This is a genomic window from Helicobacteraceae bacterium, assembly GCA_031258155.1.
GTDB lineage: Bacteria > Campylobacterota > Campylobacteria > Campylobacterales > SZUA-545 > JAIRNH01.
In genome coordinates, this window is record JAIRNH010000055.1 from 16,094 (window position 1) to 40,455 (window position 24,362).

27 protein-coding genes are annotated in these 24,362 nt (G+C 50.2%); 19 read left to right on the plus strand and 8 right to left on the minus strand.

Going from position 1 to position 24,362, the window contains the following annotated elements; all coding sequences use genetic code 11:
* Positions 1-282: 282 nt before the first annotated feature.
* The 4 genes from LBF86_07345 to folE are packed head-to-tail and all read left to right on the plus strand — an operon-like array spanning position 283 to position 3,383.
* Positions 283-1,089 (plus strand): peptidyl-prolyl cis-trans isomerase, encoded by an 807-nt coding sequence (locus LBF86_07345; protein MDR0665314.1) that lies wholly within the window; start codon positions 283-285, stop codon positions 1,087-1,089.
* A gap of 15 nt (positions 1,090-1,104) precedes the next feature.
* The gene (gene fba, locus LBF86_07350) at positions 1,105-2,028 is read left to right on the plus strand and encodes a class II fructose-1,6-bisphosphate aldolase (GenBank protein ID MDR0665315.1); all 924 of its coding nucleotides are present in this window, start codon (positions 1,105-1,107) and stop codon (positions 2,026-2,028) included.
* Positions 2,029-2,066: 38 nt separating this feature from the next.
* Positions 2,067-2,795: a tetratricopeptide repeat protein gene (locus LBF86_07355; GenBank protein ID MDR0665316.1), complete on the plus strand. Its 729-nt coding sequence runs from the start codon at positions 2,067-2,069 to the stop codon at positions 2,793-2,795.
* Positions 2,796-2,807: 12 nt separating this feature from the next.
* On the plus strand, positions 2,808-3,383 hold the full coding sequence (gene folE / locus LBF86_07360; protein MDR0665317.1) for a GTP cyclohydrolase I FolE: 576 nt from the start codon (positions 2,808-2,810) through the stop codon (positions 3,381-3,383).
* A 17-nt stretch (positions 3,384-3,400) separates the two neighbouring features.
* Here the strand turns inward: folE and LBF86_07365 are convergent, their stop codons facing one another.
* Positions 3,401-3,862 carry a hypothetical protein gene (locus LBF86_07365; protein ID MDR0665318.1) on the minus strand — a complete coding sequence of 154 codons (462 nt, stop codon included), beginning with the start codon at positions 3,860-3,862 and terminating at the stop codon, positions 3,401-3,403.
* Positions 3,863-4,210: 348 nt separating this feature from the next.
* Here LBF86_07365 and fliI point away from each other — a divergent pair, with 348 nt between their 5' ends.
* Together fliI and LBF86_07375 are read left to right on the plus strand one after the other, a co-directional pair.
* Complete coding sequence (fliI, locus tag LBF86_07370) at positions 4,211-5,548, plus strand: flagellar protein export ATPase FliI (GenBank protein ID MDR0665319.1); 1,338 nt, start codon at positions 4,211-4,213, stop codon at positions 5,546-5,548.
* The gene (locus LBF86_07375; protein ID MDR0665320.1) at positions 5,541-6,080 is read left to right on the plus strand and encodes a DJ-1/PfpI family protein; all 540 of its coding nucleotides are present in this window, start codon (positions 5,541-5,543) and stop codon (positions 6,078-6,080) included. The genes fliI and LBF86_07375 overlap by 8 nt, the downstream gene beginning before the upstream one ends.
* A 123-nt stretch (positions 6,081-6,203) precedes the next feature.
* Here the strand turns inward: LBF86_07375 and LBF86_07380 are convergent, their stop codons facing one another.
* Both LBF86_07380 and LBF86_07385 read right to left on the minus strand, forming a co-directional pair.
* On the minus strand, positions 6,204-6,671 hold the full coding sequence (locus tag LBF86_07380) for a DUF2846 domain-containing protein (GenBank protein MDR0665321.1): 468 nt from the start codon (positions 6,669-6,671) through the stop codon (positions 6,204-6,206).
* 24 nt (positions 6,672-6,695) lie between these two features.
* A complete protein-coding gene (locus tag LBF86_07385; GenBank protein ID MDR0665322.1) occupies positions 6,696-7,355 on the minus strand; it encodes a hypothetical protein in 660 nt (219 codons plus the stop codon).
* 501 nt (positions 7,356-7,856) lie between these two features.
* Here LBF86_07385 and LBF86_07390 point away from each other — a divergent pair.
* The 5 genes from LBF86_07390 to fliQ all read left to right on the plus strand — a co-directional run bounded on the left by LBF86_07390 (position 7,857) and on the right by fliQ (position 12,340).
* A complete protein-coding gene (locus tag LBF86_07390; protein ID MDR0665323.1) occupies positions 7,857-9,548 on the plus strand; it encodes an acetolactate synthase large subunit in 1,692 nt (563 codons plus the stop codon).
* 4 nt (positions 9,549-9,552) lie between these two features.
* On the plus strand, positions 9,553-10,029 hold the full coding sequence (ilvN, locus tag LBF86_07395) for an acetolactate synthase small subunit (GenBank protein MDR0665324.1): 477 nt from the start codon (positions 9,553-9,555) through the stop codon (positions 10,027-10,029).
* Positions 10,030-10,109: 80 nt separating this feature from the next.
* Positions 10,110-11,069, plus strand: coding sequence for a UDP-3-O-(3-hydroxymyristoyl)glucosamine N-acyltransferase (gene lpxD / locus LBF86_07400; GenBank protein MDR0665325.1), 960 nt, complete (start codon positions 10,110-10,112; stop codon positions 11,067-11,069).
* A gap of 135 nt (positions 11,070-11,204) precedes the next feature.
* The gene (locus LBF86_07405; GenBank protein ID MDR0665326.1) at positions 11,205-12,068 is read left to right on the plus strand and encodes an S-ribosylhomocysteine lyase; all 864 of its coding nucleotides are present in this window, start codon (positions 11,205-11,207) and stop codon (positions 12,066-12,068) included.
* Positions 12,068-12,340 (plus strand): flagellar biosynthesis protein FliQ, encoded by a 273-nt coding sequence (fliQ, locus tag LBF86_07410; GenBank protein ID MDR0665327.1) that lies wholly within the window; start codon positions 12,068-12,070, stop codon positions 12,338-12,340. Before LBF86_07405 ends, fliQ begins: the two co-directional genes overlap by 1 nt.
* Positions 12,341-12,379: 39 nt before the next feature.
* On the opposite strand, the gene truA is transcribed toward fliQ, so the two are convergent.
* From truA to glmU, 5 genes are read right to left on the minus strand one after another with little or no spacing between them, the layout of a single operon-like run.
* Positions 12,380-13,117 carry a tRNA pseudouridine(38-40) synthase TruA gene (gene truA / locus LBF86_07415; GenBank protein MDR0665328.1) on the minus strand — a complete coding sequence of 246 codons (738 nt, stop codon included), beginning with the start codon at positions 13,115-13,117 and terminating at the stop codon, positions 12,380-12,382.
* Complete coding sequence (locus LBF86_07420) at positions 13,114-13,848, minus strand: prepilin peptidase (protein ID MDR0665329.1); 735 nt, start codon at positions 13,846-13,848, stop codon at positions 13,114-13,116. The genes truA and LBF86_07420 overlap by 4 nt, the downstream gene beginning before the upstream one ends.
* The gene (uppS, locus tag LBF86_07425; protein ID MDR0665330.1) at positions 13,845-14,519 is read right to left on the minus strand and encodes a di-trans,poly-cis-decaprenylcistransferase; all 675 of its coding nucleotides are present in this window, start codon (positions 14,517-14,519) and stop codon (positions 13,845-13,847) included. Before uppS ends, LBF86_07420 begins: the two co-directional genes overlap by 4 nt.
* Positions 14,516-15,718 carry a bifunctional phosphopantothenoylcysteine decarboxylase/phosphopantothenate--cysteine ligase CoaBC gene (gene coaBC, locus LBF86_07430; protein ID MDR0665331.1) on the minus strand — a complete coding sequence of 401 codons (1,203 nt, stop codon included), beginning with the start codon at positions 15,716-15,718 and terminating at the stop codon, positions 14,516-14,518. Before coaBC ends, uppS begins: the two co-directional genes overlap by 4 nt.
* Positions 15,715-17,016, minus strand: coding sequence for a bifunctional UDP-N-acetylglucosamine diphosphorylase/glucosamine-1-phosphate N-acetyltransferase GlmU (gene glmU, locus LBF86_07435; GenBank protein MDR0665332.1), 1,302 nt, complete (start codon positions 17,014-17,016; stop codon positions 15,715-15,717). Before glmU ends, coaBC begins: the two co-directional genes overlap by 4 nt.
* Before the next feature lie 91 nt (positions 17,017-17,107).
* Between glmU and LBF86_07440 the strand changes: the two genes are divergently transcribed.
* The 8 genes from LBF86_07440 (at position 17,108) to LBF86_07475 (ending at position 24,002) form a co-directional block, all read left to right on the plus strand.
* Complete coding sequence (locus tag LBF86_07440; protein ID MDR0665333.1) at positions 17,108-17,872, plus strand: motility protein A; 765 nt, start codon at positions 17,108-17,110, stop codon at positions 17,870-17,872.
* Positions 17,873-17,875: 3 nt separating this feature from the next.
* Positions 17,876-18,652, plus strand: coding sequence for a flagellar motor protein MotB (locus LBF86_07445; GenBank protein ID MDR0665334.1), 777 nt, complete (start codon positions 17,876-17,878; stop codon positions 18,650-18,652).
* Entirely contained in the window at positions 18,649-19,386 is a 738-nt protein-coding gene (gene fliP / locus LBF86_07450; GenBank protein MDR0665335.1) for a flagellar type III secretion system pore protein FliP, read from the plus strand. The genes LBF86_07445 and fliP overlap by 4 nt, the downstream gene beginning before the upstream one ends.
* Positions 19,383-20,492 carry a tRNA (uridine(54)-C5)-methyltransferase TrmA gene (gene trmA, locus LBF86_07455; GenBank protein MDR0665336.1) on the plus strand — a complete coding sequence of 370 codons (1,110 nt, stop codon included), beginning with the start codon at positions 19,383-19,385 and terminating at the stop codon, positions 20,490-20,492. The genes fliP and trmA overlap by 4 nt, the downstream gene beginning before the upstream one ends.
* 13 nt (positions 20,493-20,505) lie before the next feature.
* A complete protein-coding gene (locus tag LBF86_07460; protein MDR0665337.1) occupies positions 20,506-21,636 on the plus strand; it encodes a succinyldiaminopimelate transaminase in 1,131 nt (376 codons plus the stop codon).
* Positions 21,633-22,109 (plus strand): pyridoxamine 5'-phosphate oxidase family protein, encoded by a 477-nt coding sequence (locus LBF86_07465; protein MDR0665338.1) that lies wholly within the window; start codon positions 21,633-21,635, stop codon positions 22,107-22,109. Before LBF86_07460 ends, LBF86_07465 begins: the two co-directional genes overlap by 4 nt.
* An 8-nt stretch (positions 22,110-22,117) precedes the next feature.
* Complete coding sequence (gene murC / locus LBF86_07470) at positions 22,118-23,401, plus strand: UDP-N-acetylmuramate--L-alanine ligase (GenBank protein MDR0665339.1); 1,284 nt, start codon at positions 22,118-22,120, stop codon at positions 23,399-23,401.
* A 244-nt stretch (positions 23,402-23,645) separates the two neighbouring features.
* The gene (locus LBF86_07475; protein ID MDR0665340.1) at positions 23,646-24,002 is read left to right on the plus strand and encodes an SIMPL domain-containing protein; all 357 of its coding nucleotides are present in this window, start codon (positions 23,646-23,648) and stop codon (positions 24,000-24,002) included.
* Positions 24,003-24,362 lie beyond the last annotated feature (360 nt).

Consider the following 24,362-nt stretch of genomic DNA (forward strand, 5'->3'; position numbering starts at 1 on the left):
CGCGGTTTCCTCGTTTCAATATTTTTCGTCGTTTCGTCGCGCCCGCTTGCGATCTCTTTTATACGCCGTTGCCCTACCCTCTTGTCGTCCGCGCGACGCAATGCGAAAAGCGCGTTTCTTTACGTTTATTGCGGTTAATCGCGCGATTTTTATATTCCGCCGATTGGCTTAGGCGGTTTGCCGCCCGCTTGAGATCGAGAACGGCGCGTTTTTGCGGCGATCGCTGGTTGGTTTTGCTTTATTAGGCTAGAATGGCGCAAACTAAAAACGCAAGGAGTTTCAGTGAGAAAAGTCTTATTTTTAGCGGCGTTTGCGGCGGCGAGTTTGCACGCGGCAACTCTCGCTACGGTAAACGGCGACAAAATTACGAGCGAAGAGATCGACATTTTGCTTTCGCAAGCCAAAGCCCCGCCCTACGAGCAACTTGGCGACGACGACAAGAAAAAAGTCCTAGACGGCGCAATCGAGCGCAAACTGCTAACGCAACAGGCGAAAAAAAGCGGCGTTGAAAAAGATAGCGAATACAAAACTTGGCTAAGCGTTTTGCAAGATAATCTAGCCACAGAGTTTTACGTCAAGAAAAAATCAGACTCCACAAACGTAACCGACGCGGAGGTCAAGAAGTTCTACGAGGACAATAAAGCGCGCTTAGAGCGCCCCGAAACCGTGCGCGCGCGCCATATCCTCGTGGAAAAAGAGGGCGACGCAAAGTCGATCATAAAGGCTCTTAGCTCTAAAAAGGGCGCCGATTTGGAAAAAGAGTTTGAAAAACTCGCCAAAGAAAAATCGATCGACACGGGTAGCGCGGAGCGCGGCGGCGATCTTGGCTATTTTCCCAAAGATCGCATGGTCAAAGAATTTGCCGACGCGGCGTTCGCGCTTAAAAACGGCGAATTGACCAAAACCCCCGTAAAAAGCGACTTCGGTTATCATATAATCTTAACGGTAGATCATAAAAAAGCTGGCGTAACGCCTTTTGAAGAGGTTGAACAACAGCTAAGGCAGAGCGCAAAGGCGCAAAAATTCGAGGAGTCTTTGGAGAAAGAGATCGCCAATCTTAAAACCAAAGCCAAAATCTCTTACGAGTAAAAATAAGGAGCGGCTATGTTGATAAGCGGCGCGAAACTATTACGAAAAGCGCACGAGGGCGGTTACGCGATCGGCGCGTTTAATTTCAACAATATGGAGATCGCGCAGGCAATCTTCGAGGCGGCGAGCGAGGCAAGCTCGCCGATCATCGTTCAGTGTAGCGAGGGCGCGATCAAATACGCCGGCGCGGATATGCTCTACTCGATCGTTAAGACGTTGAGCGAAAAATACCCTCGTATTCCCGTCGCGCTTAACCTCGATCACGGCACGTCGTTTGAATCGTGCGTTCACGCGATCGCGCACGGTTTTACCAGCGTTATGATCGACGCTTCGCACCACAGTTTCGACGAAAATCTCGCGATTACCAAAGAGGTCGTCCGCGTCGCGCACGCGGCGGACGTAGGCGTGGAAGCGGAGCTTGGGCGGCTGATGGGGATCGAGGATAATATCGTCGTCGAGGGCAAAAACGCCTCGCTGGTAGATCCCGACGAAGCGGAAAAATTTGTCAAAGAGAGCGGCGTGGATTATCTCGCGCCCGCGATCGGCACTAGCCACGGCGCGTTTAAGTTCAAAGGCGAGCCGAAGCTGGAGTTCGAGCTTTTGAAGGAAGTCAAGCGGCGCGCGGGTATTCCGCTGGTTTTGCACGGCGCAAGCTCTATTCCCGACGAGGTTCGCGCTTCGTTCGAGCAAACGGGCGGCGATCTTAAAGGATCGAAAGGCGTTCCAGCAAACTTTTTAGAGCGGGCGATCAAAGGCGGGATCAACAAGGTAAATACCGACACCGATCTTAGAATCGCCTTTATGGCGCAGGTGCGCAAAGTGGTCAAAGAAAGCCCAAGCGAAATAGACCCGCGCAACTACTTCAAGCCCGCGCGAGCCGCCGTTACGGCGATGTTAGTCGAGCGAATGAAGGTATTAGGAAGCGCGGGTAAAATCTAAGCGGAAGACAAAAGACGTTGCGCGAAGTTTTAACGGCGTTGGCAATATGTTTATCCGTTAGCGTATGTTGCGCTACCAAGCCGATATTAAGAGACGAGGATAAGGATCCGATAGAGACTTTGACGCGACAAATCGAGCGCGATCCGAACGACTACAACTTGTATTGGGGTCGCGCCAACGCTTACCTCTCTTTACGCGATTACGAAAAAGCGATCTTTGATTACTCCAAAGCGCTTTCGTTTGAAAATCACTATAAGTATTTAATCCATTTTGATCGGGCGCAAGCGTATTTCAAACGCGCGTCGTCTTTGGGCGACGACGGCAAGTCAAACGAAAATTACGAGAAGGCGATCGCCGACTATTCCAAGCATATCGAATATAGCGCGGCGCTCGGCGGAAACGATCATTACCGCGCATATATGCAACGCGGATATAGCCGCGTCGCGTTGAAGCGCTATGATCTTGCAATCGAGGATTTCAAGAGCGCGATTAAGGATTCGCCGTATCAGCCGCACCCGTATCGCGAATTAGCCGACGTTTGCGTTAAATTGGGCGATTACGGTTGCGCGATAGAAAGTTATAGCGGCGAAATCGAGCGGGCGCGTCCGTTTTATCCAGATAGCGCGTATATAAAACGCGCCGAACTTTACGAGTTAATCGGCGAACGCGAAAAGGCGATAAACGACGCTAAAAAAGCGTGCGAAATTAGCCTAGGCGATTGCGCTACGCTTGAGAGGCTTCAATCGCGCCCGCGAGACGAGCGTTAAAAAGGGTTTAGTTTGGATAGAGCGGTTTTTGAAAACGCGGTTGAGACGATACTGACCGAAATCGGCGAGAACCCTAAGCGCGAAGGGCTTTTCAAAACGCCGGAGCGCGTGGCGAAGGCTTTTGAGGCTCTTACGATCGGCTACCGCCAAGACCCCGCGCAAGTGTTGGGAGACGCGCTGTTTGAAAACCGTAGCTCGCAGATGGTTTTGGTGCGAGACGCAGAGTTTTATTCGCTATGCGAACACCACCTAATGCCGTTTTTCGGGACGGCAAGCGTAGCGTATATTCCAAACGGCAAGGTCGTGGGGCTTAGCAAAATACCGCGTATGATCGAGGTGTTCGCGCGCCGTTTGCAGATTCAAGAGCGTATGACGGAGGAGATTGCCGACGCGATTATGGAAACGGTAAAGCCAAAGGGCGTCGCGGTTTTGATCAACGCTAGGCATCTTTGCATGGAGATGAGAGGCGTTCAAAAACGAAGCGCGATAACTACCACTTCGGCTTTGCGCGGCATATTTCTAAAGGATATAAAAACGCGCGAGGAGTTTATGAGCATAGCGGGAATGGCGCTAAAAGAGCGTTTCTAAAACCTTGCTTGATCGCGCTAATATCCGCGAAAATAGGCGACGTAATTAAAGCCTATTGTTATCGGAATAATATCGTCGTCTTTGCTTCTCTTCGGCTTTAATTTTGGAGGCAAAAAGAGTCCCGCCGTAAGACCGAAAGACGAGTCGCGCGATGCGAATCCCACCCCGACGTTAATTCCAAAATTGGAATCGATCTTATCTTTTCTAAAGGCGCCGCTAGTTTTCGACCAGATCGACGAACGATAATACAGCTCTACAAAACTTGCGCTGTCGATAGACCAATAACTACCGCCGCGACTATAGTAATGAGTTCCAAGCGCCGCTTGCCAATATTTACGTTCCGCGTCGCCGCCGCGCGTATGAAATTTTTCGACGCCATAGCCAAGTTTAACGCCGAGTTTTTCGTCGAACCGATCAAAAAAGAACGAGCGCGTTGATATTGGCTCCCGTAGCTCCGAGAGTATATGCGGACGCTGCAACTCCTATATCTATCTCCTCGCTAGCGTTTAACGTCGCGCATAGCGCGGCGCAGATTAGCGCCATTTTGCCAATTCGCCGCATTTCGCCTTCCTTGCGGGCATAAATAAGATCAAGCATTGACGGCAAATTTTATCCGTTTTTACTTTATTCGGCGCGATCGGCGGTAGTCTCAAGCGGGCGGGAAATAGCCAATCGGCTACAATTCGGGAATACTTTATGTTTAACGGAGCTTTCGCTTTTATGGACTACGCGGCATTGAAAAACGCGGATAAAGCTATACCCGCGCGGAGAACCTATATCCTCGGAGCCAACGAGAAATTTACCGGCGCAAGGAAGCGTTTCTAACCGTGTCGCTTAGGAAAGCGCGGGAACGGATCAAAGCTACGCCGCTTAGCATTCCGTTCGGACGCGCTCTAAAGATCAGCTCGACTCATATCGTCGGATCGGAGCTAAAAGTAGGGATCGGCGATATGGTGCGCGTCGAACGCGGCGGAGACGAGAATCCCGTTTTTGGAATGATCACCGCGATCGAAGAGGGTAGATTTATCGTAACCCCGTTTGGCTTTGTCGAAGGGCTGAAAACAGGCGACGCGATCTATCGCGAAGCGCAAGGCATGGGCGTGGGCGTGGGAAAAGCTATGCTAGGCAGAGCGTTTAACCCTTTTGGCGCGCCGATCGACGGCAAAGGCGAGATCGTCTTTAGCGAATGGCGTTCTATGTTAAGAGCGCCGATCGCGCCAATGATGCGCGAGTCGATCCGCGAGCCGTTAAAAACGGGCGTTCGGGCGATTGACGCTTTTTTGACGACCGGCAAAGGGCAGAAGGTTGGGATTTTCGCCGGATCGGGCGTAGGCAAATCCACTTTGATGGGACTGATCGTGCGCGGCAGTTCCGCCGCAATAAAAGTGATCGCGTTGATTGGGGAGCGCGGGAGGGAGGTGCCGGAATTTATCGAGGAGGCGCTAGGAGGCGATCTGACAAATACGGTGATTATCGCCGCCACAAGCGACGATAGCCCGCTAATGCGCAAATTCGGCGCGTTCGCCGCGATGAGCGTCGCCGAATATTTTAAAGATTTAGGGCGCGACGTTCTGTTTATGATGGACAGCGTTACGCGCTTCGCTATGGCGCAAAGAGAGATAGGTCTGGCGCTTGGCGAGCCGCCCACCAGCAAGGGCTACCCGCCGAGCGTGTTTAGCCTTCTGCCGCAATTGATGGAGCGAGCGGGCAACGAAAAGGGCAAAGGGAGCATTACGGCGTTTTTTACCGTCCTTGTCGAAGGCGACGATATGAACGATCCAATAGCCGATCAAGCGCGTTCCATCTTGGACGGACATATCGTTTTGAATCGCCGTTTGAGCGATCAAGGGCTATATCCGCCGATCGACGTTCTTTCTTCCGCTTCGCGCCTGATGTATAATCTTATCGGCGACGATCATAAGGAGGCGGCGCGGTCGGCGAGGCGGATTTTGGCTCTGCTACGCGACAACGAAACGCTCGTTAGGATCGGCGCTTATACGCCCGGAAGCGACAAAGAGTTAGACGCGGCTTTGAAAATTAAGCCTTTTTTGGAACAATTTGTTTCCCAAAACGAGCCGGACGTAAAATCATTTGACGATCTCGTCGCCGAGATGATCGCGATAGTTCGTCCCGAAAAGCAAAAAGGAGGCGCAAAAAATGGGTAAAAGAGCGCTTATGCCGCTTGCCAACGGATTTGAAGAGATCGAAGCGGTTACTATTATAGATATTTTAAGAAGAGCCGGCGTAGAGGTGGAGATCGCGGGTTTAGGGCGATATGAGGTTCTTGGCGCGCACGGCGTGGCGATCGCCGCCGAAACGACGATCGAGGACGCGGAGGGCGATAGTTTTGATCTGGTCGTGCTGGCGGGCGGACACGAAAACGCGATGAGCCTATCGAGCGACGCGGCGACAATAAAAATACTCCGCAAAGCAAAAAAAGAGGGCAAGTTGATCGCAGCTATTTGCGCCGCGCCGATCGCTTTGGCGCAAGCGGGCGTTATCTCCGGAGAGTTCACCTGCTACGACGGATACGAGGGAGGAATCGAAGGCGCGTATAAATGCGAGCGAGTGGTTGAAAGCGACAATGTAATCACGTCGCGAGGTCCGGGAACCGCCGCCGATTTTGCCTTCGCGTTGGTTACAAAGCTAATCGGCGCGGAGATGACGGCGCATATTAAACGCGCGATGTATTTTTAGCGTTTCGCGCGCAAACTTGCGCCGCGCGTCCGTATTTCCAACCCGCGATGGCAACTTACCGCCAACGCGGCGCTTGCGATCGTTCTAAACCAACCCGTCCGCTTAGAGCCAACGAACCAACGCTTACGGAGCGCCGTCTGGTATCGACCGCGATAGAGCCAGTTGCGACTCTTTCACGCCCTTTTGCCCCTCCTCTTCGCCGACAAGCTGTAGCTTATTGCGAGCCGTTAAGACCCCCATCTTTACCTCCTGCCAGATGTAATAGAGTTTATTCGCCGCCGCGTTAAGGTCAAGAAGCGATTCGTTTTCAGCCTTTCCCTTAAAGATATGCCGTCCGGGCGCTAACTCTACGTAGTGATAGGTCTGTTTAGCCGTCGATCCAATAAGCCAATCATCTACAAAAACGTCCATTTTTATCGCCGCGCCGAAAAACTCGTTGCGGTAGATATAAACGCCAGCCTTGCCGTTTGTAGGCGCTTTGAACTCCTTAGCCTTTAGATCGTCCGCGCTTGAAGCCATAGGCACGGACGCGCAACCGCTTAAAAACCAAACGCCAACCAACGCTAAGCAGCTAATCAGAAAGTTTTTCATTCCAACTCCTTTTTTGCTTAGCTGCTACTCTACGAAAAACGCGTAGCTAAACAGGAATGAAAGACCGCCGAAGTTTTCGGATTCTTTTTTGCCGCCGTAGTTGTATTCAAGCTCTACCGGTATGCTACGATAGCCGATTGAAAACTTAGCGCCGCCGCCAAAAACGTAACCTCCATAGATGCCAAAACTTACGCCGTCGCCTGAAAGACTATAGCCAACGTTGTAGTATTCGTCGCTACCGCCCGAAGCGCTAACAACGCCAAGCTCCGCTCCAATAAAAACGGAGTCGCTCTTGTAGCCTTCGATATAGTATTCGGCGGCTACGCCCGGAATAACGATCGTATCTACATAATCGTCCGTCTTGCCTACGGCATCCTCCACCGAAACGGCGGTAAACGAAAGAGACAGTTGCGGTTTAACGACGACGTTTTCCGCTACTCCAATTGGAACGCCCGCGTGCAGTTCAAAAAACAGACCCAGACCTTCGGAATCAACGCCATACGCGTCCTCGACGGCGCTAGTGTGGTTGCCTCCCGTATTAAACCCCGCTCCAAACTCAAAACCTATATCCGCGGCTTGAACGTTAGGAACGAAAACTAACGAAAGGACAAAAGCAAAAGAGGCGAGAATCCCGCTTTTTACAACCCTAACGGGGGGGGGGGGGGGTTGAACCTGTAATCGCAAACTCGTTCGTTTGCGCGGAGTTATCTGTTTCCGACGTAACAGCCGCGTTGGGCGGCGACCTGAATAGACGCATTGAAACCCTCCTTCTTGGAATATAAGTCGTCTTTATATAACAGAACTCCTTAAAAAATGACCATATTTAAGATAGCTAGGCTTTTGATCGATTAACAATGCCGATCGTTTTTACCGCCGCGATCGCGAGAATAACGGCAAACGCTCGATTTAGTAGAGCGCCGCGCCGCCTCTTTGTCGTTTTCGCGGCGCGCGTAACGACTTGCCGTCCTTCGCGTTCCATTAGGCAAAGGCGTATAGCGCGATCGCGATAGATCGCGCCGTTTGTTTTCGGCGTTTTTGCGTTCTAATGGCGGGAGCGGAAAGAGCGCCGTAATTTTTTACCGCCGCCTACTTGGTAACCGCGCCCAAAAGGGCGGCGCGATCCTCGCTCTATTAGCGGCTTTCGGCTATAATCCGCGCTTTTAGCTTTAGCAAAAGGTTACGCGCATGGAATTAAACGGTTCGCAGATGATTGTCGAGGCTTTACGCGCCGAAGGCGTGAAAACGGTTTTCGGCTATCCGGGCGGCGCGGTGTTGAATTTATACGACGAACTATATAAACAAAAATATTTCGAACATATTTTAACCCGCCACGAACAGGCGGCGGTGCATGCCGCCGACGGCTACGCCAGAGCCAGCGGCAAAGTCGGCGTGGCGATCGTAACGAGCGGACCCGGATTTACCAACGCCGTAACGGGCATAGCGACGGCGCACACCGATTCGATCCCGCTTGTGATCATAAGCGGGCAGGTTGCCGCGGCGCTAATTGGCACGGACGCTTTTCAAGAGATTGACGCGGTCGGCATTAGCAGACCTTGCACGAAACATAACTTTCTCGTCAAAAGCATTTCCGAGCTTCCGCTCATCTTGAAAGAGGCGTTTTATATCGCCAGAAGCGGCAGACCCGGACCGGTGCATATAGATATTCCGAAGGATATAACGGCTGAAATAGGGCAGTTTAACTATCCAAGCGAAATAACTATGAAAACCTATAAGCCGACGATAAAGGGCAACCCGCGGCAGATTCAGAAAGCGGCGCAGGCGATAAGGGAGTCGTCGCAACCCGTTTTTTACGCGGGCGGCGGCGTTATGCTTTCAAACGCGGTTAAAGAGACTCGCAGTCTCGTCGAGCTGACGGGCGTTCCGCTAGTCGAAACCCTAATGGCGCGAGGAACGCTCGCCGCAGGCGATCCAAACCTGCTTGGAATGGTAGGCATGCACGGCTCTTACGCGGCGAATATGGCGGTAAGCGAAGCCGATCTATTAATCGCGTTAGGCGCGAGATTTGACGATCGCGTTACGGGGCGGCTTGGCGAGTTTGCCAAACACGCGAAAATTATCCATATCGACGTCGATCCTTCCAGTATTGGCAAGATCGTCGAAGCGGATTATCCGATTGTGGGCGATCTTAAAATCGCGCTGGGCGATCTATACGCGCAGTTATCGGAGAAATTCGACAAGAATCGTTTGAGCGATTGGCGATCGAGGCTTTCAAACTACGCCGCTATTTATCCGCTTGGCTACGACGACGAGGGCGACGCGATTAAACCGCAATGGGTCGTAGAGGAGGTTGGCAAGGCGCTTGGCTCCAAAGCCGTTATCACTACGGACGTTGGTCAGCATCAGATGTGGGCGGCGCAATACTACCCGTTTGACGGCGCGAATAGATGGATCACAAGCGGCGGGCTTGGAACGATGGGATACGGCTTTCCAGCCGCGCTTGGCGCTAAAAAAGCCAGACCGGAGGCGACCGTCGTTAATTTCACGGGCGACGGATCGATCTTGATGAATATCCAAGAGCTTACGACCGCTTCGGCTAACAATATAGCGGTTATCAACGTCGTGCTGAACAACAACTATCTAGGCATGGTGCGCCAGTGGCAGACTTTCTTTTACGACAACCGCATTTCGCACACCGATCTAAGCGCGCAACCGGATTTCGTAAAGCTCGCCGAAGCCTTTGGCGCTTTTGGGGCTAGAGCGGCTAAAAAAGAGGAGTTTCTAGAGGCGTTTAACGCGGCGATCGCAAGCGGCAAAACCGCTATTTTGGACGTGGCGATCGATCGCGACGAGAACGTGTTGCCTATGGTGCCGACCGGCGGCGCTCTTTACAATATGATTTTGGATTATAAGGAGTAACCCGATGCAAACGGAAAGAAGGGTGATCTCCGTCGTAGTTTTAAATGAACACGGCGTTTTGTCGCGTATAAGCGGGCTGTTTGCCGGACGCGGCTACAACATAGAGAGTTTGACGGTCGCGCCGATTCCAAGCGGCGAATACTCGCATATTAGTATCGTTACGATCGGAAGCGCGAAGGTTTTAGAGCAGATTGTTAAACAGCTGCATAAGCTAATTCCCGTCTTGAAAGTTATCGATCACGAACGAGAAAAAACTATCGAAAAAGAGCTGGCGCTGGCAAAATTTCCGATCTCGGAATCGCTTAGCGACATCGACGCGCTGTGCCGCGCCTACAACGGCAAAATCGCCAACGTGGGCGAGGATTTTATCGTGGCTATGGTCGCGGACGAACCGGATCGGGTCGGCAACTTTTTGAAGGCGATTAAAAAATACAATCCAAAAGAGATCGTGCGTAGCGGCGTGGTGGCTATGGAACGCTGAAAGTTTAACGGCGTTAGTTTATATTAAATTGCGCTAGAATGCGCGGCTAGTCTATAAAAGTTCTTAATTGAAGGTATTGCATGAAACTATCGGAATTAGCGGACGAACTTGGGTTGAGATTAGACGCTCAAGATCGAGAGATCACGCGCATAAATACGCCTGAATTGGCGGACGAGAATACAATTTCATTTATTAGCTCCGATAACTACGTCAAGTTTCTGCCGCAGACAAACGCGGCGGCTATCGTTTTGCGCGCCGAGTATAAACATTTGGCGCCCGCGAGCGCGGCGGTTTTGATTAGTGAAAATCCGCATCTAAGTTTTGCGTTAGCTTCGGCGTTTTTCACTTCGCCGATCATAAAGCATACCGGCAAAAAAGCGACGATTGGCGGAGGAAGCGAAATTAGCGACAAGGCGCATATAGGGCAGGATACTATAATCGGCGAGGATTGCTTGATTATGGCGGGCGCGTATATTGGCGATAACGTTACTTTGGGCGATAATTCGATTGTCTATCCGAACGTAACGATCTATAACCGCTCCAAAATAGGCGCGCGCGCGCGCATACACGCCGGCGCCGTGATCGGAAGCGACGGCTTTGGCTACGCGCAGACGAAGGACGGAACGCACGTCAAAATACGTCATATCGGGCGCGTCGTTATCGAGGAGGACGTTGAAATAGGCGCCAATACCACTATTGATCGCGCCGTGCTTGGCGAAACTATCATAAAACGCGGGACAAAAATCGACAATTTGGTGCATATCGCTCATAACTGCGAAATAGGAGAACATTCGCTAATCACCGCGCACGTCGTGTTCGCGGGTAGCGTCAAAGCGGGGCGCAACCTTGTCGTAGGCGGGCATACGGGTTTCAACGGGCATATCGAGATCGCGCCTTTTGTAACGATTGCGGCAAAAAGCGGCGTTACGAAAAGCATTAAAAAAAGCGGCGTTTATTCCGGCTTTCCCGCGATCGAACATCACGAGTGGCTTAAACGGCAAGCTAAACTTTCAAAAGCGATAAAGAACATAGACGCGTAAAAAGCGTCCTAAAACACGGCGTTTCGCGCCGCTCGCGATCGTTTAACGCCAAACGAGTTGGGGACGTTATGGGTTTCGCCGCTTAGATTAGCGTTAGCAGGCTACAATGTCGGCAGTTTATTTGTAAGGTCGCGCTTGCCAAGCTATACAGTCGCTCACTCTCCGGACGCCGACGATATTTTTATGTTTTACGCGATCGCTTTTGGGTGGATCAATAGCGGCGATATAGCGATCGATCATATCGCGGCGGATATAGAAACGCTTAACGAAGCGGCGATGATCGGCAAATACGAAGTCGCGGCGATCAGTTTTGCGCTTTATCCGCTAATCTGGCGCGAACAGGCGCTTTTGCGGACGGCGGCGAGTTTCGGGCGCGGTTACGGACCTAAACTTATTCGGCGCAAAAATAAGCCGCTAAAGCGCGATTTTAAAGCGGCATTAAGCGGGGCGCGCACCACCAACGCTATGCTGTTTCGCCTCGCCTATCCGCATGCGCGTCCGATATACAAAAACTTTCTTGAGATTGAAAGCGCCGTGTTAAGCGGCGAGGCGGACGCCGGAGTTTTGATCCACGAGTCAATACTTGATTTCAGCGAGGAGCTAGTCGCGGAGGCTGAAATCTGGGATATTTGGCGTGAATTAGCCAAAGACGATCTGCCGCTGCCGCTTGGCGCTATGTGTCTAAGCCGATCGTTACCGCTAAATCGCGCGATCGAGATGGAAAATATACTCTCAAAAGCGGTTAGAACCGCCGTCGATCACAAAGCCGCGCTTGGGCGAATGCTGCTTGATCGCGCTTTGGTGCGCGTCGATCAAACAAAACTCGACAAATACCTTTCGCTTTACGCCAACGAGGACTCCGCGACTTTTAGCGACAGTTGCAAAGCGGCGATCGAAACGCTTTTCAAGATCGGTTATGATCGCGGGATATACAAAGAGTTTGTCTCGCTGGACAAGGCGTTAATTCCGATCGAATACGCCGCGTTAAGGGGCGCGTGATGGAAGGGCAACTTGTCGCGCTCGCGTCGGATACCTTCAAGATCGCGCTTATGATCGCCGCGCCGATGTTGATCGGCGGGCTTGTCGCGGGTTTGCTGATCAGCATATTTCAGGCTACGACGCAAATCAATGAAATGACGCTTAGCTTTGTGCCAAAAATCCTTGTCGTGGCGGTTATCATGATTCTAGCTATGCCTTGGATGATGAATATGATGATCGACTTTACGATTAGAACGTTTGAGCTAATACCAATTTTCCCTTCGAGCGGCTAAACTGAAAAGAGTAAGCAAAATACGTTTGAGGCTTGAAAATTAATATCTCACCTTCGCTAGGTATAACCCTTCGGCGGGAGCCGGTTCTCTAAAGCGAGTCGATTTGCCCGCAAATTGTTTTGCTATATCCTCTATTTCGGCTTTGCCCGACGATATTTTTAATACCGCCGCCATTATCATTCTAATCTGCGATCGCAAAAATCCGTCGCCCTCAAAACTGATTATAATAAGGCGTTTATATCTGCGTATAGCAATATTATGGATTGTTCGTATAGTAGTTTTTTCGCCGCCGCCTCGTTTTGAAAAGTAATAAAAATCGCGCGAGCCGATAAACTCGTTGATAACCATTTTAGCGCGTCTATAATCAAAGTCGGGCGAATACGTTACAAAGCGAGATAAAATAATAGAGGGGCGCGTCGTTGAAATTACATAGCGATAAACGCGGCTTTTGGCGCTAAAACGCGGATGAAAATCGTCGCTTACGATCTCGACCTTTCTAACTAGTATTTTAGGATATAGTTTTTTATTCAGTTCCGTTTTAAGCCGATCGGCGTTTGACCAAAAATCAGGAATAGAAAATCCTAATACTTGCCCAAGCGCATGCACGTATCGATCGGTGCGTCCCGCATGCGCGATCGCGGAAAATACGCCTATGCTTCGCAACGCCTCCTCAAATACGGAGAGAACGGTAGGCAAAGCTAAGTCGCCGTTTTTTCTTAGATATTGCGAACCAAAAAAAAGCGAGCCGTCGTAAGCTATCGTAACCTTTGCTTTCATTGCCAGCCGAGCAAGGTTTGTATCTTATCGCCAAATAAGAATACGATAACAACGCCAAACGCCAAAAACGGAATAAAGGGCGTTTCTAGCCGTCCGCTTTTGCGGTTAATAAGCGCTGGAACGAGCGCCGATAGCGCGGCGATAAATAGCGCCAACAGCGCGCCCAACAGCCCCAAAAACGCGCCCATCGTTGCGCCAAAAATAACGTCCGCTTCGCCCATCGCCTCTTTTTTTAGCAAGCTAGACAACCCCATTCTAAGCAGGGATAAACCGCCGGCTATCAAAAGCGCGTCGGTTAAGTTTTCTAAAATCGACGCGCTTGAAACGAGCGCGAAAAACAGCGCTAAAAAATTAAGAGAATCAGGCGCCATAAGCGTTTGTAGATCGATAACGGCAAGGCAAAGAAGCAAAAACAGCGTCAGCGCGGTAAAGATCGCAAAATACGAAGCGCCAAGTTTATATAATGCGGCGCAAAACAACAGCGCCGTAGCGATCTCTATAATGGGATACATAACGCTTATTTTTTCGCCGCAAAAACCGCATCTGCCGCGCAGAAAAATAAAGGAAAAAACAGGAATATTGTGATATAGCTTTAACGCGTTTTTGCATTTTGGACAATGCGAAGCCGGAAAAACGACGCTCTCGCCTTTACTCATGCGGATAATTATCACATTCGCGAAACTGCCAAAACATAAACCCAGAATCGCGGCTAAAAAATAGTAATAACTCATAAGCCCCCAAAGCGTCGTTCTCGCCGTTGAAATTCGGCGATCATTCGATCTAGTTCGGCGGCGTTAAACTCAGGCCAAAGCGTTTGCGTAAAAAATAGTTCGGCATACGCCGCTTGCCATAATAAAAAATTGGATAGCCGCCGCTCGCCGCCGGTTCTTATTAGCATATCGACATTCGGAAACAAGGCGGTATCCAGCGCGCCGTCTATACTCTCTTCGGTTATCTCGCGCGGAAGGATTTTCTTAACGGCGCGGACTATTTCGTCTTTAGCGCCGTAATTAAGCGCCAATACCAGCGTCATCGCGTCGTTATTAGAGGTTGGCGCTATCGTATCGGATATACGCTTTTGCAACTTCTTGGGCAGTTTGCTTAGATCGCCGATCGTAGAAAAGCGTATATTATTCTCTTGCAACGTTTGTAACTCGTTTTTTAGATAGCGATCTAGCATATTCATAAGAAAACCGACTTCGCTTTTTGGGCGTTTCCAATTTTCCGTGCTAAAAGCGTAAAGCGTCAAGACTTCCACGCCTATTTTCGCGCAATGCGTAGTAATGGCTCTAACGCTATACGCGCCTTTTTCGTGTCCTTTTGTGCGATCTTTTAGCCCTAATTTTTTGGCGTATCTGCCGTTGCCGTCCAAAATGATGGCTATATGTTTTGGAAAACTCAAACGATCTCGCTTTTAAGCGCCTGTAAAATTTGATATGCGACGCTTAATTTGTCGCCTATAAACTCCGTTTCGTTTTTAGCTATTAGTTTAATCTTTGTCTCCTCGCCGCCAAAGCGCGTTATATCTCCGATTACGTTAAGACATACCGCGTTTAATTTTTTATCGCGTTTCATTTTTATCGCGCTTTTATAGGCGCTTAGCGGATCGGTTTCGGCTTTAAAACCTACCGCGTATAGATTTGATTTATCTATCGAAGACAAAATATCTATAGTTTGCTTTAACGCCAGATTTAAATTTTCCCCAACGCTTTCTTTTTTAATTTTGCCGCTTACTTTATGCTTCGGCGTATAGTCTCCCACCGCCGCCGCCATAAATAAAAATACCCTGTTATCGTCGCGTTTTTCTTTCGCTATCGTTTGGTCTAGCGCTTTTTTTATCTCGTTAGCCGCGTTTGCCTCGATATATTCGATTGGTAAAAACTCCTCTTTAACATTTCCTATCATATAGACTTTAGCGCCGAGAAAAAACGCCGCTTTAGCAAAGCTGATAGCCGTTTTTCCGCTGCTTAGATTACTAATTACCCTAACGTCGTCGATTGGCTCTTTGGCGCTGCCGCCGGTAATAATCGCGGTTCTCGAGCGCCAAAAACTATCGCTAAGCAGAGCGCGGCAGGCTTCGTAAAAAATCGTCTCGACTTCGGCTAATCTGCCCGTCCCCTCCTCTTTACAGGCTAACAGACCGTAAGCGCCGTCTATGAAATTAACGCCGATCGCTTTTAATTTTTCTATGTTTTGTTTGGTAACCGCGTTTTCAAGCATAGCGCCGTTTGCGGCGGGCGCAATCAGTTTTGGCGCGCCGCACGCGATAAAGGTTTGCAACAGGAGGTTGTCCGCCGCGCCGATCGCTATTTTATTGACGGTATTTACGCTTGCGGGCGCGATTATAAACAACTCCGCCCATTTGGCGAAACCGATATGATTTATATCGCTCGCCCAGCTTTCGCTATCTTCCGTTAATACCGCGTTCGCAGCGATCGCCTCGAAGGATAATTTACCGATAAATCTTTCGGCGCTTGGCGTCATAACCACTCGCACAATCGCGCCGCTTTTAATCAATAACCGCGCCAAATAGAGAGCCTTATAGGCGGCGATCGATCCCGTTACGCCGAGAACTACGCGGCGGTTTTCAAGCGGTTTCACTCTTTTTTCCTAAAAAACTTAAAGAAAAAGTCGGCGACGCTTTTTTGCTCGGATCGCGACAAAACCAGATCGCCCTCTTTTGGATTTTTTACGACCGTCGTTCCGGCGCCTATCATCACATTATCTGGAATGTTTATTGGCGCGACTAATTGAGTGTCGCTTCCGATAAAAACATTTTTGCCAATCGTCGTGTGATATTTGCCTTTGCCGTCGTAATTGCAGGTAATAGTTCCCGCTCCGATATTTGTTCCCTCGTCGATAGTCGCGTCGCCTAAATAGGTCAGGTGTCCCGCTTTTACGCCGTTTAATTTCGCTTTTTTTGTCTCTACAAAATTACCGATATGCGTATTCTTAATTTCGCTGTTTGGGCGAATATGCGCCATCGGTCCTATATCGCTGTCTATAACAACGCTATCCTCTACTACGCTATGCGATTTGATAACCGATCGGATTATTTTTGATCCGCCCAAGATCGCCGCGCCGTTTTCAATAACGCACTCGCCTTCAAATTCAGCGTTCGCGTCGATATAGATCGTCTCTGGTAGGCGCATTGCCACGCCGTTATTCATCAGCTTTTCTTTAAGCGCGTTTTGATGATATTTTTCAGCTTGCGATAACTCCGCTTTGGAATTTACGCCGCTTAGAATATATTCGTCGCCCCATACCGCGCCAATTATCTTATTTCGTCCGACGCCAAGCGCGATTAGATCGGTTATATAATACTCTTTTTGCGCGTTATTCGCGGATATTTTGGGCAAAAACTCGTCTAAAAACGATCGCGAAAAATTATAAACGCCTCCATTTACGGCGGTAATTTTTTTTTGAGCTTCGCTCGCGTCTTTTTCTTCCACAATCGCCAAAACGCGATCGTCCTTTATAATAACCCGTCCGTAGCCAAACGGATCGAGTTTGGAAAAAACGCCGATCGCCGCGTCCTCTTTGCGCGAGGCTAGCGCTTTTATAAAATCGCCGCTAATCAAAGGCATATCGCCGTTTAGAACGAGGACGCGATCGTATCGCGGCGACGCGGCTTTAAGCGCGCCGGCGGTGCCCGGATAGTTTTCGCAATCTTGGCGGACGCACGCGACGCGATCGCCAAACCTCCGCTCGATATGCGCTTTAACCGCGTCAAATTCGTGGTGTAAAACGATCTGCGTATCGTCGCTAAGCTCCAGCGCCGCGAGAACGGGATAGTCTAAAATCGCGCGTCCGCTTACGCGGTGTAGAACTTTGGGCGTTTGGGATTTCATGCGCGTTCCCGCGCCCGCCGCGAGAATAACGACGGAAAGATTTGACATTGCCGATCCGAATGGATATTAAACTTTAATTGAATCTTAACACGCCGTAGATTAGAATATGGTTTTTAAGTCGTTTTTTTGGGCGGTGGCGATGGATTTGGGTTCCGTTATTGGCATCATAATGGTTTTAGGACTGCTAGGGTTCGCTATTTTGCTCGGCGTGGGGTTGGGACCGTATCTCGACTTGCCAAGCGCGCTTATCGTTATTGGCGGGGCGAGTTCGTCCGTCTTGATAGCCTTCAAGCTGGAGCAGGTGAAAAACATTGGCAAAATTATCGGCGTGGTTTTCAAACCGCAGACGTTCGATATTCCGGCGATCGTTCGCAAGCTCGTGGAATACTCCACGATCGCGAGACGCGACGGCATTTTGGCTTTGGAAACGCCCGTGAATCAAGAGGATAATCTCTTTTTGAAAAAGGGACTCTCTATGGCGGTGGACGGCAACGAGCCGGATATGATTCGATCGCTTCTGGAGCTCGAAAGCGAGGAGGCAAGCTCGCGCCACAAGGGCTACGCCGCCATACTGGATCAATTCGCGAGTTTGGCTGGCAGCTTCGGCATGATAGGAACGCTAATAGGGCTAGTGGCGATGCTTATCAACATGAGCGATCCAAGCTCGATCGGTCCCGCGATGGCGGTCGCGATTATCACCACGCTATACGGGGCGATCACCGGCAACGCGATCGCGGCGCCGATGTCCTATTTGCTCAATATCCGCAACAACGACGAAATGATGGTGCGCAACCTGATTATCGAGGGGATTATGTCCATTCAAGCCGGCGACAACCCGCGTATGCTGGAGCAAAAGCTGCTTGGTTTGTTGCCGCCGAAACAGCGCGTAAGCCAATTCGAGTAGCCGATGACGAAGAAAAAAAGCGGCGATTGCCCGATATGTCCGCCGCGCTGGATCGTTCAATTTGGCGATATGATGTCGCTTTTGCTGGTGTTTTTTATCCTGCTTCTTTCCATGAGCACGATCGACGCCAAAAAAGTAAACGAGGCGTTAGGCTCTCTTACCGGCGCGCTAAGCGTGCTAGAGGGCGGGACGCAAAGCGAAATTTCCAAAGAGAGAATGCAACTTGCCACGCCGATCGTGCCGCAGAGCGAAACCGACGAAACGGTCAATCGCGTTACCGTGATGATCAGCGAGTTTAACGAAATCATCAGGCGGCAGGGCGGCGAAGAGACGATTCAGATTCAAGAGGCGATAGACGGGTTTATGATACAGCTGCCCGCGAGCCTACTGTTTCGATCGGGGAGAGCCGAGATCGTCAACGCCGACGCGCTTTTGTTGCTAAAGCGAATCGCGATCCTCTCGGATAGCATGCCCAAAGATTTAGAGATTGTCGTGCGCGGACATACCGATAGTCTTGAAATTGACGACAACGCCCAATTTCGCGACGCTTGGTCGCTCTCTACGGCGCGATCGGTCGCGGTCGTCAAGGAGCTGATGAACGACGGCGTGAAACCCGAACGCCTAAGCGCGGCGGGTTTCGCCAACTTTCAGCCAATCGCCACGAACTCGACGGAGCAGGGCAGAGCGAGAAACCGCCGCGTGGAGATTCACTTTCTAGGGCAGAATAAAACGAGCGAAACTAAAACGCCCAAAAGCGTGTTGGATTTGCCGCGTCAATGAGGACGCTCGCTCTTTTTGCCGCGTTTGCGATCGCCGCTTTCGCCGCGCCCGAACTCTTGCAACTGCCTACCGTCGATCTGCGCATAAACGCGCCCGAAAACCCTACGCAGCTTGTTCAGACGCTGAATATCATCATTATTTTAACGCTCCTTGTGCTTGCGCCAAGCCTCGTGATGATGACGACGAGTTTCACGCGGCTTTTGATTGTTTTTAGCTTTTTGCGCCAAGCGATGGGAACGCAACAAACGCCGCCCAATCAAATTCTAATTTCGATGGCGCTAATCCTCACCTTTTTTATTATGGAACCCGCTATGCGTCAGGCGTGGAGCGAGGGAGTAGTCCCCTATATGAACGAGGAGATCGGCTACGTCGAAGCGTTTGATCGCTCGATCGCGCCGTTCGAGGATTTTATGCTACGCAACACGCGCGAAAAGGACTTGGCGCTCTTCTTGCGCATTCGCGGCGAGGACAATATCCAAAGCGAAGCGGATATTACTCTGCCCGTTTTGCTCCCCGCGTTTATGATCAGCGAACTAAAAACGGCGTTTGAGATCGGATTTTTGCTCTATCTGCCGTTTTTGGTGATCGATATGGTGGTAAGCTCCGTATTGATGGCTATGGGTATGATGATGTTGCCGCCGGTTATGATCAGTCTGCCGTTTAAGATTATACTTTTTATTATGGTGGACGGCTGGAATCTAATCGTGGGAAGCGTGGTGCAGAGTTTTAGATGAATTGCGAATGGTTTGGCGAATGCGGCGGGTGCGCGTTGGCGCTTGAATACGACGAGCAGTTATCGCGTAAAAAAGACGGGTTTTTGGAGTTGTTTAGCGATCTTAATTTGCCAAAAATCGAGGTTTTTCCAAGTAAAAAAAGCCATTTTAGAAATCGCGGCGAGTTTCGCGTATGGCACGAAAGGGGCGGCGGGATCGCGCTTAGCATGTATAAAAAAGGCGGCGGCGGCGCGATTAGCGTCGCTCGTTGCGCGGCGATGAACGAGCGCTTTAGCGATAATATGCAAGCGATCGCGGATTGCATAGGCGAAAATCCCGCGCTTTTCGAGCGGCTTTTCGAGCTTGATTTTCTCGCTTCAAGCGACGGCGGGGAGATGATTATCGCGCTTATATACCATAAACCGATCGACGAAAAATGGAGCGAAGCGGCAAAGGCGCTTAGCGATCGTTTCGGCGTTAGCGTAATAGGGCGCAGCAAGGGCAAGAAATTAACGATCGGCAACGATTTTATCACCGAACAAATAACGATAAAAAACCAAAGCTGGAATTATAAACAAGCGGAGGGAAACTTCAGCCAGCCAAACGGATATATAAACCGCGAAATGATCGGTTTTATCGATAGCGTAACGTCAAATAACGACGACGGTTTCGAGCTATATTGCGGTAACGGCAATTTTACGCTTCCATTATCGCAAAAATTACATAGAGCGCTCGCTATAGAGATCAATCGCGAACTGTTAGACGCGGCGAAAGAAAACGCGAAAAACAATAAACGAGACAATATCTTTTTCGCGCGTATGAGCGCCGAAGAGTTTGCCAACGCGATCAACAAAACGCGATCGTTTAATCGCCTAAAAGAGATTGATCTTAACTCCTTTGATTTTCACACCGCGCTAGTAGATCCGCCGCGTTTAGGACTCGATCGCGTTTCGCTAAATCTGATAGCGGGTATGGAGCGGATAGTTTATATCTCTTGCAATCCGCAAACCTTGCGCCGCGATCTGCGGGAATTAACCAAAACGCGCCGCATCGTTTCCGCCGCGCTTTTTGACCAATTTCCATATACGCCGCATATCGAAACCTGCGTTATATTAGAAAAGGAGTAAGCGTCTTATGTCTATCGCCTTTGAATCATATCCGTTTGAAAGGTTGCGATCGCTGTTAGAGGATATACGACCAAGATCGGATAAAACGCCCATCAATTTACAGATCGGCGAGCCGCAGTTTGAAACGCCAAAGCCTATTTTAGAGGTGTTGAGCGCCCATATCGGCAAGTTCAACAAATACCCGCCAAGCGCGGGCATTCCCAAATTAAGCGAGGCGCAAATTAGCTTTGTCGATCGTCGTTTTGGCGTTAAACTAGCGGATAATCAGATCGCGCCGACGCTTGGCGCGAGAGAGGCGCTGTTTAACTTCCCGCAATGCCTGCTTTTTGGCAAAGATAAGCCTACTATAGCCCATCCAAACCCTTTTTATCAGATATACGAAGGCGCGGCGAAGGCAAGCCGCGCAAAAAGCGTTCTGCTAGACCTGACGCGAGCGAATAACTTTAAGCCCGATATAACCGATCCAAGACTAAGAGATTGCGATCTGGTTATTCTTAACTCGCCAAATAATCCGACAGGCTCCGTTTTGGCGCTAGACGAGTTAATCGAATGGGCGAAACTTTCCGAAAAATACGGCTTTGTCCTGCTAAACGACGAGTGCTACTCGGAGATATACGTTAAAGCGCCGCCAGCGTCGCTTTTGCAAGCGGCAAAGGCGATTGGCAACGATAGTTTTAGCAACATTATCGTTATTAACTCGCTCTCTAAACGCTCGAGCGCGGCGGGAATTAGAAGCGGTTTTATCGCGGGCGATAGCGCTATTTTAAGCGAATATGCGAGATATAGATCGTATGCGGGAGCGACGGCGGGCGTTCCGCTTCAGATCGCGGCGGCTTACGCGTGGTTAGACGACAAACACAGCGAAGAAATTCGTATAAAATACGCCAAAAATATGGAGTTAGCCCAAAAAACGCTGGGCGTAGAGACGCCCGAAACGACGTTCTATCTCTGGCTTGCCGTCGGCGACGATCTCAAAGCGGCGCGCGAGCTTTACGAGCGTTACGCGCTTAGAACCTTGCCCGGAACTTTTCTTTCGCGCGGCAAAAGTCCGCTTGGGTTTTTGCGCGTCGCGCTTACTAGCGAGGGAAGCGAGACGCTGGAGGCGTTAAATAGGCTTAAAGATTTCTTGAAAGACGAGCGATGAGAAGAAAAGATCGCGAGGTGAAAGATTTTGCGCAAATTATGGAAATTTTATCCAAATGCGAGGTAATGCGCGTAGCTATGATCGACAAAAACGAGCCGTATATCGTCGCGCTTAATTTTGGCTTTGAAACTAACGGCGAGCGTTTAACGCTCTATTTTCACGGCGCTAGCGAAGGGCGCAAAATAGCGGTTTTGTCGGAAAATCCGCGAGTTTGTTTTGAAGCCGATCGCCTCTACGCTGTCGCGACGGATAAAAAAGAGGTATGCAAATCTTCTTGCGTATATGAAAGCGTCGTCGGTTGGGGCGGCGGCGAACTTGTCAGGGAGAACGAAGAGAAGCAAACGGCTATCGGCGCGTTGATTCGGCGCTATGGTTTTGAAGGAACGCCAAGCTATGATCCCGCGGTGTTTTCGCGCGTTTTGGCGTGGAAAATCAAGGTTGATACGTTGAGCGCCAAACGGCGTTTTACATAAGAAAAGCGATGGGAAAGAAAAATAAAAAAGCGCATTTTATCGGCATAGGCGGCATAGGCATTTCGGCGCTTGCGCGGCTTACAAAACACGAGGGGCATATCGTAAGCGGATCGGATATAACGCGCACGCCCCTAATCGACAAATTGCGCAAAGAGGGTATAAAGATCAATATCCCGCATAGCGCGAAGGCGATAAGCGATCAAGATTTGGTGATCCATTCGGCGATCATCAAAGAGGATAACGAAGAGATAGTCGAAGCGAAGAGGCGCGGTATTCCCGTCTTATGCCGCAAAGAGGCGCTCAAAAGCGTGTTGGCGGACAAAGAGGTGTTTTCCGTCGCGGGCGCGCATGGCAAAAGCACGACGAGCGCGATTTTATCGACCATATTAGAATCCTCCGCGTTAATCGGCGCCGAAAGTAAAAACTTTGGTTCCAACGCGCGTTTCGCGGAAGGCAAAACGCTGGTTTTTGAAGCGGACGAATCGGACGCGAGCTTTCTTTGCTCCAACCCTAACGTGGCGATTGTAACCAACGCCGAACCAGAGCATATGGAGTATTACGACTACGATCTAGACAAGTTCTACGGCGCCTATACGGAGTTTTTATCGCTTGCGAAAATTCGCGTGATCAACGCCGAAGATAAGTTTTTATCGACCTATAAAGACGAGGCGATTCGCCTGTTTCCAAGCGAAGATATAAAAAATATGCGTTTTCTGTTGAAAAACGGCGAGCCGTTTACCGCTTTTGAACTAAAGAGTTTTGGCGAGTTTTTTGTGTGGGGTTTTGGCGAGCATATCGCGATAGACGCTAGTTTGTCGATCTTGGCGGCAAATTTGCGCCTGCCGATCGATACGATTCGCGAAAGGCTATGCGGCTATCGCGGGATCAAAAAGCGTTTCGACGTGGTGCGGCGCACGGATAAACTCGTGGTGATCGACGATTACGGACACCACCCTACCGAAATAGAGGCGACGTTGCAATCGGCTCATCGGTATAAAGAGCTATTAGGATTAAAGAGCGTTACGGCGATTTGGCAACCGCATAAGTATTCGCGCACGCTGCACAACCTCGATCATTTTGTGCGTTGCTTCGACGGCGTAGATCGATTGATTATCCTGCCCGTGTGGGCGGCGAGCGAAGAGCCGATCGAGCTTGATCTGCCCGAACGATTCAAACGCTATAGCCCGCAATTCGCGCCTGATTTCGCGAGCGTAAAAAGCATGATAGACGAGGGCGTTTTAATCGGCTTTGGCGCTGGCAACCTTACCTATCAGCTTCGCGCAAACCGCTAACGCCGCCGAAAGGCGACTAAGTTAGCAAAAGATTACGCGAAAGCGGCAAATAGTGCGCGCTAAACGCACAGAATATAATTATTTTAACGCTTAGAGGACGCGCTTAGTTGTGTTTTCGAGCGCCGCCAAGCTAGAAAAACGCGGATAACCAACGCGTTATCGCTTGAAAACTAAAAGAAGCGCTTTGGCGATCTTTTTAAGGGTTGGCGATATACAATCCCCAAAACAAAATAAAGGTTAAGCGATGCAAACTAAGAGCGCGATTATTTTAGGGGTTTCGTTCGTGATCGGTTTAAGCATAGAGGCGGCGATATCAAAGTGGGACGTCTATGACTACTCGAACGTTCACGTCTCTGTCGCTGCCGACAAGCGCGTAACGTTAAAAGAGGGCGAAGAGGTCAGCCCGGGAGTACTAAGCGAAATGTTTGAGCGCGCGCGCGAACAAGCCGAAGCGATAGCTCGCGCTTCAGGCAAAAAATTGGGCGCTCCAGCAGACGTATATTCCAACGTTAATGGCTCCTATCAGTATTCAGAGGAGCCGCAAGAAGACGGCAAAAGAGAGGTGACGATCAACCTTTCCGCAACCTTTGATATGAAATAGCTTTTTCACGCGCGCTGGCGCGATTTCAAAGTCAAGCGTCTCGTTTGTTTGGCGAGCGTCGGCGCGTTTAACGGCGTTAACGTTCGCGTAAGGACGCAAAAAGAAAGCGATGTTTGACACGCATAAAGCTACTTCAACGCCAACAAACCCATACCGCAAACAGCTTCTAATTCCTACGCCCTCTTTCGTCATTCCCGCGCCCCCCTCTCGTCATTTCCGCCCTTCCGTCATTCCCGCGTAAGCGGGAATCCATTTCCAGATATTTCGCAAAAACAACAAACAATCGCATTACATTATTTCTATGGATTCCCGCCTTCCTCCGCGATTACGAAGCGCCCGCGCTTCTATCGCTCCGCGCGG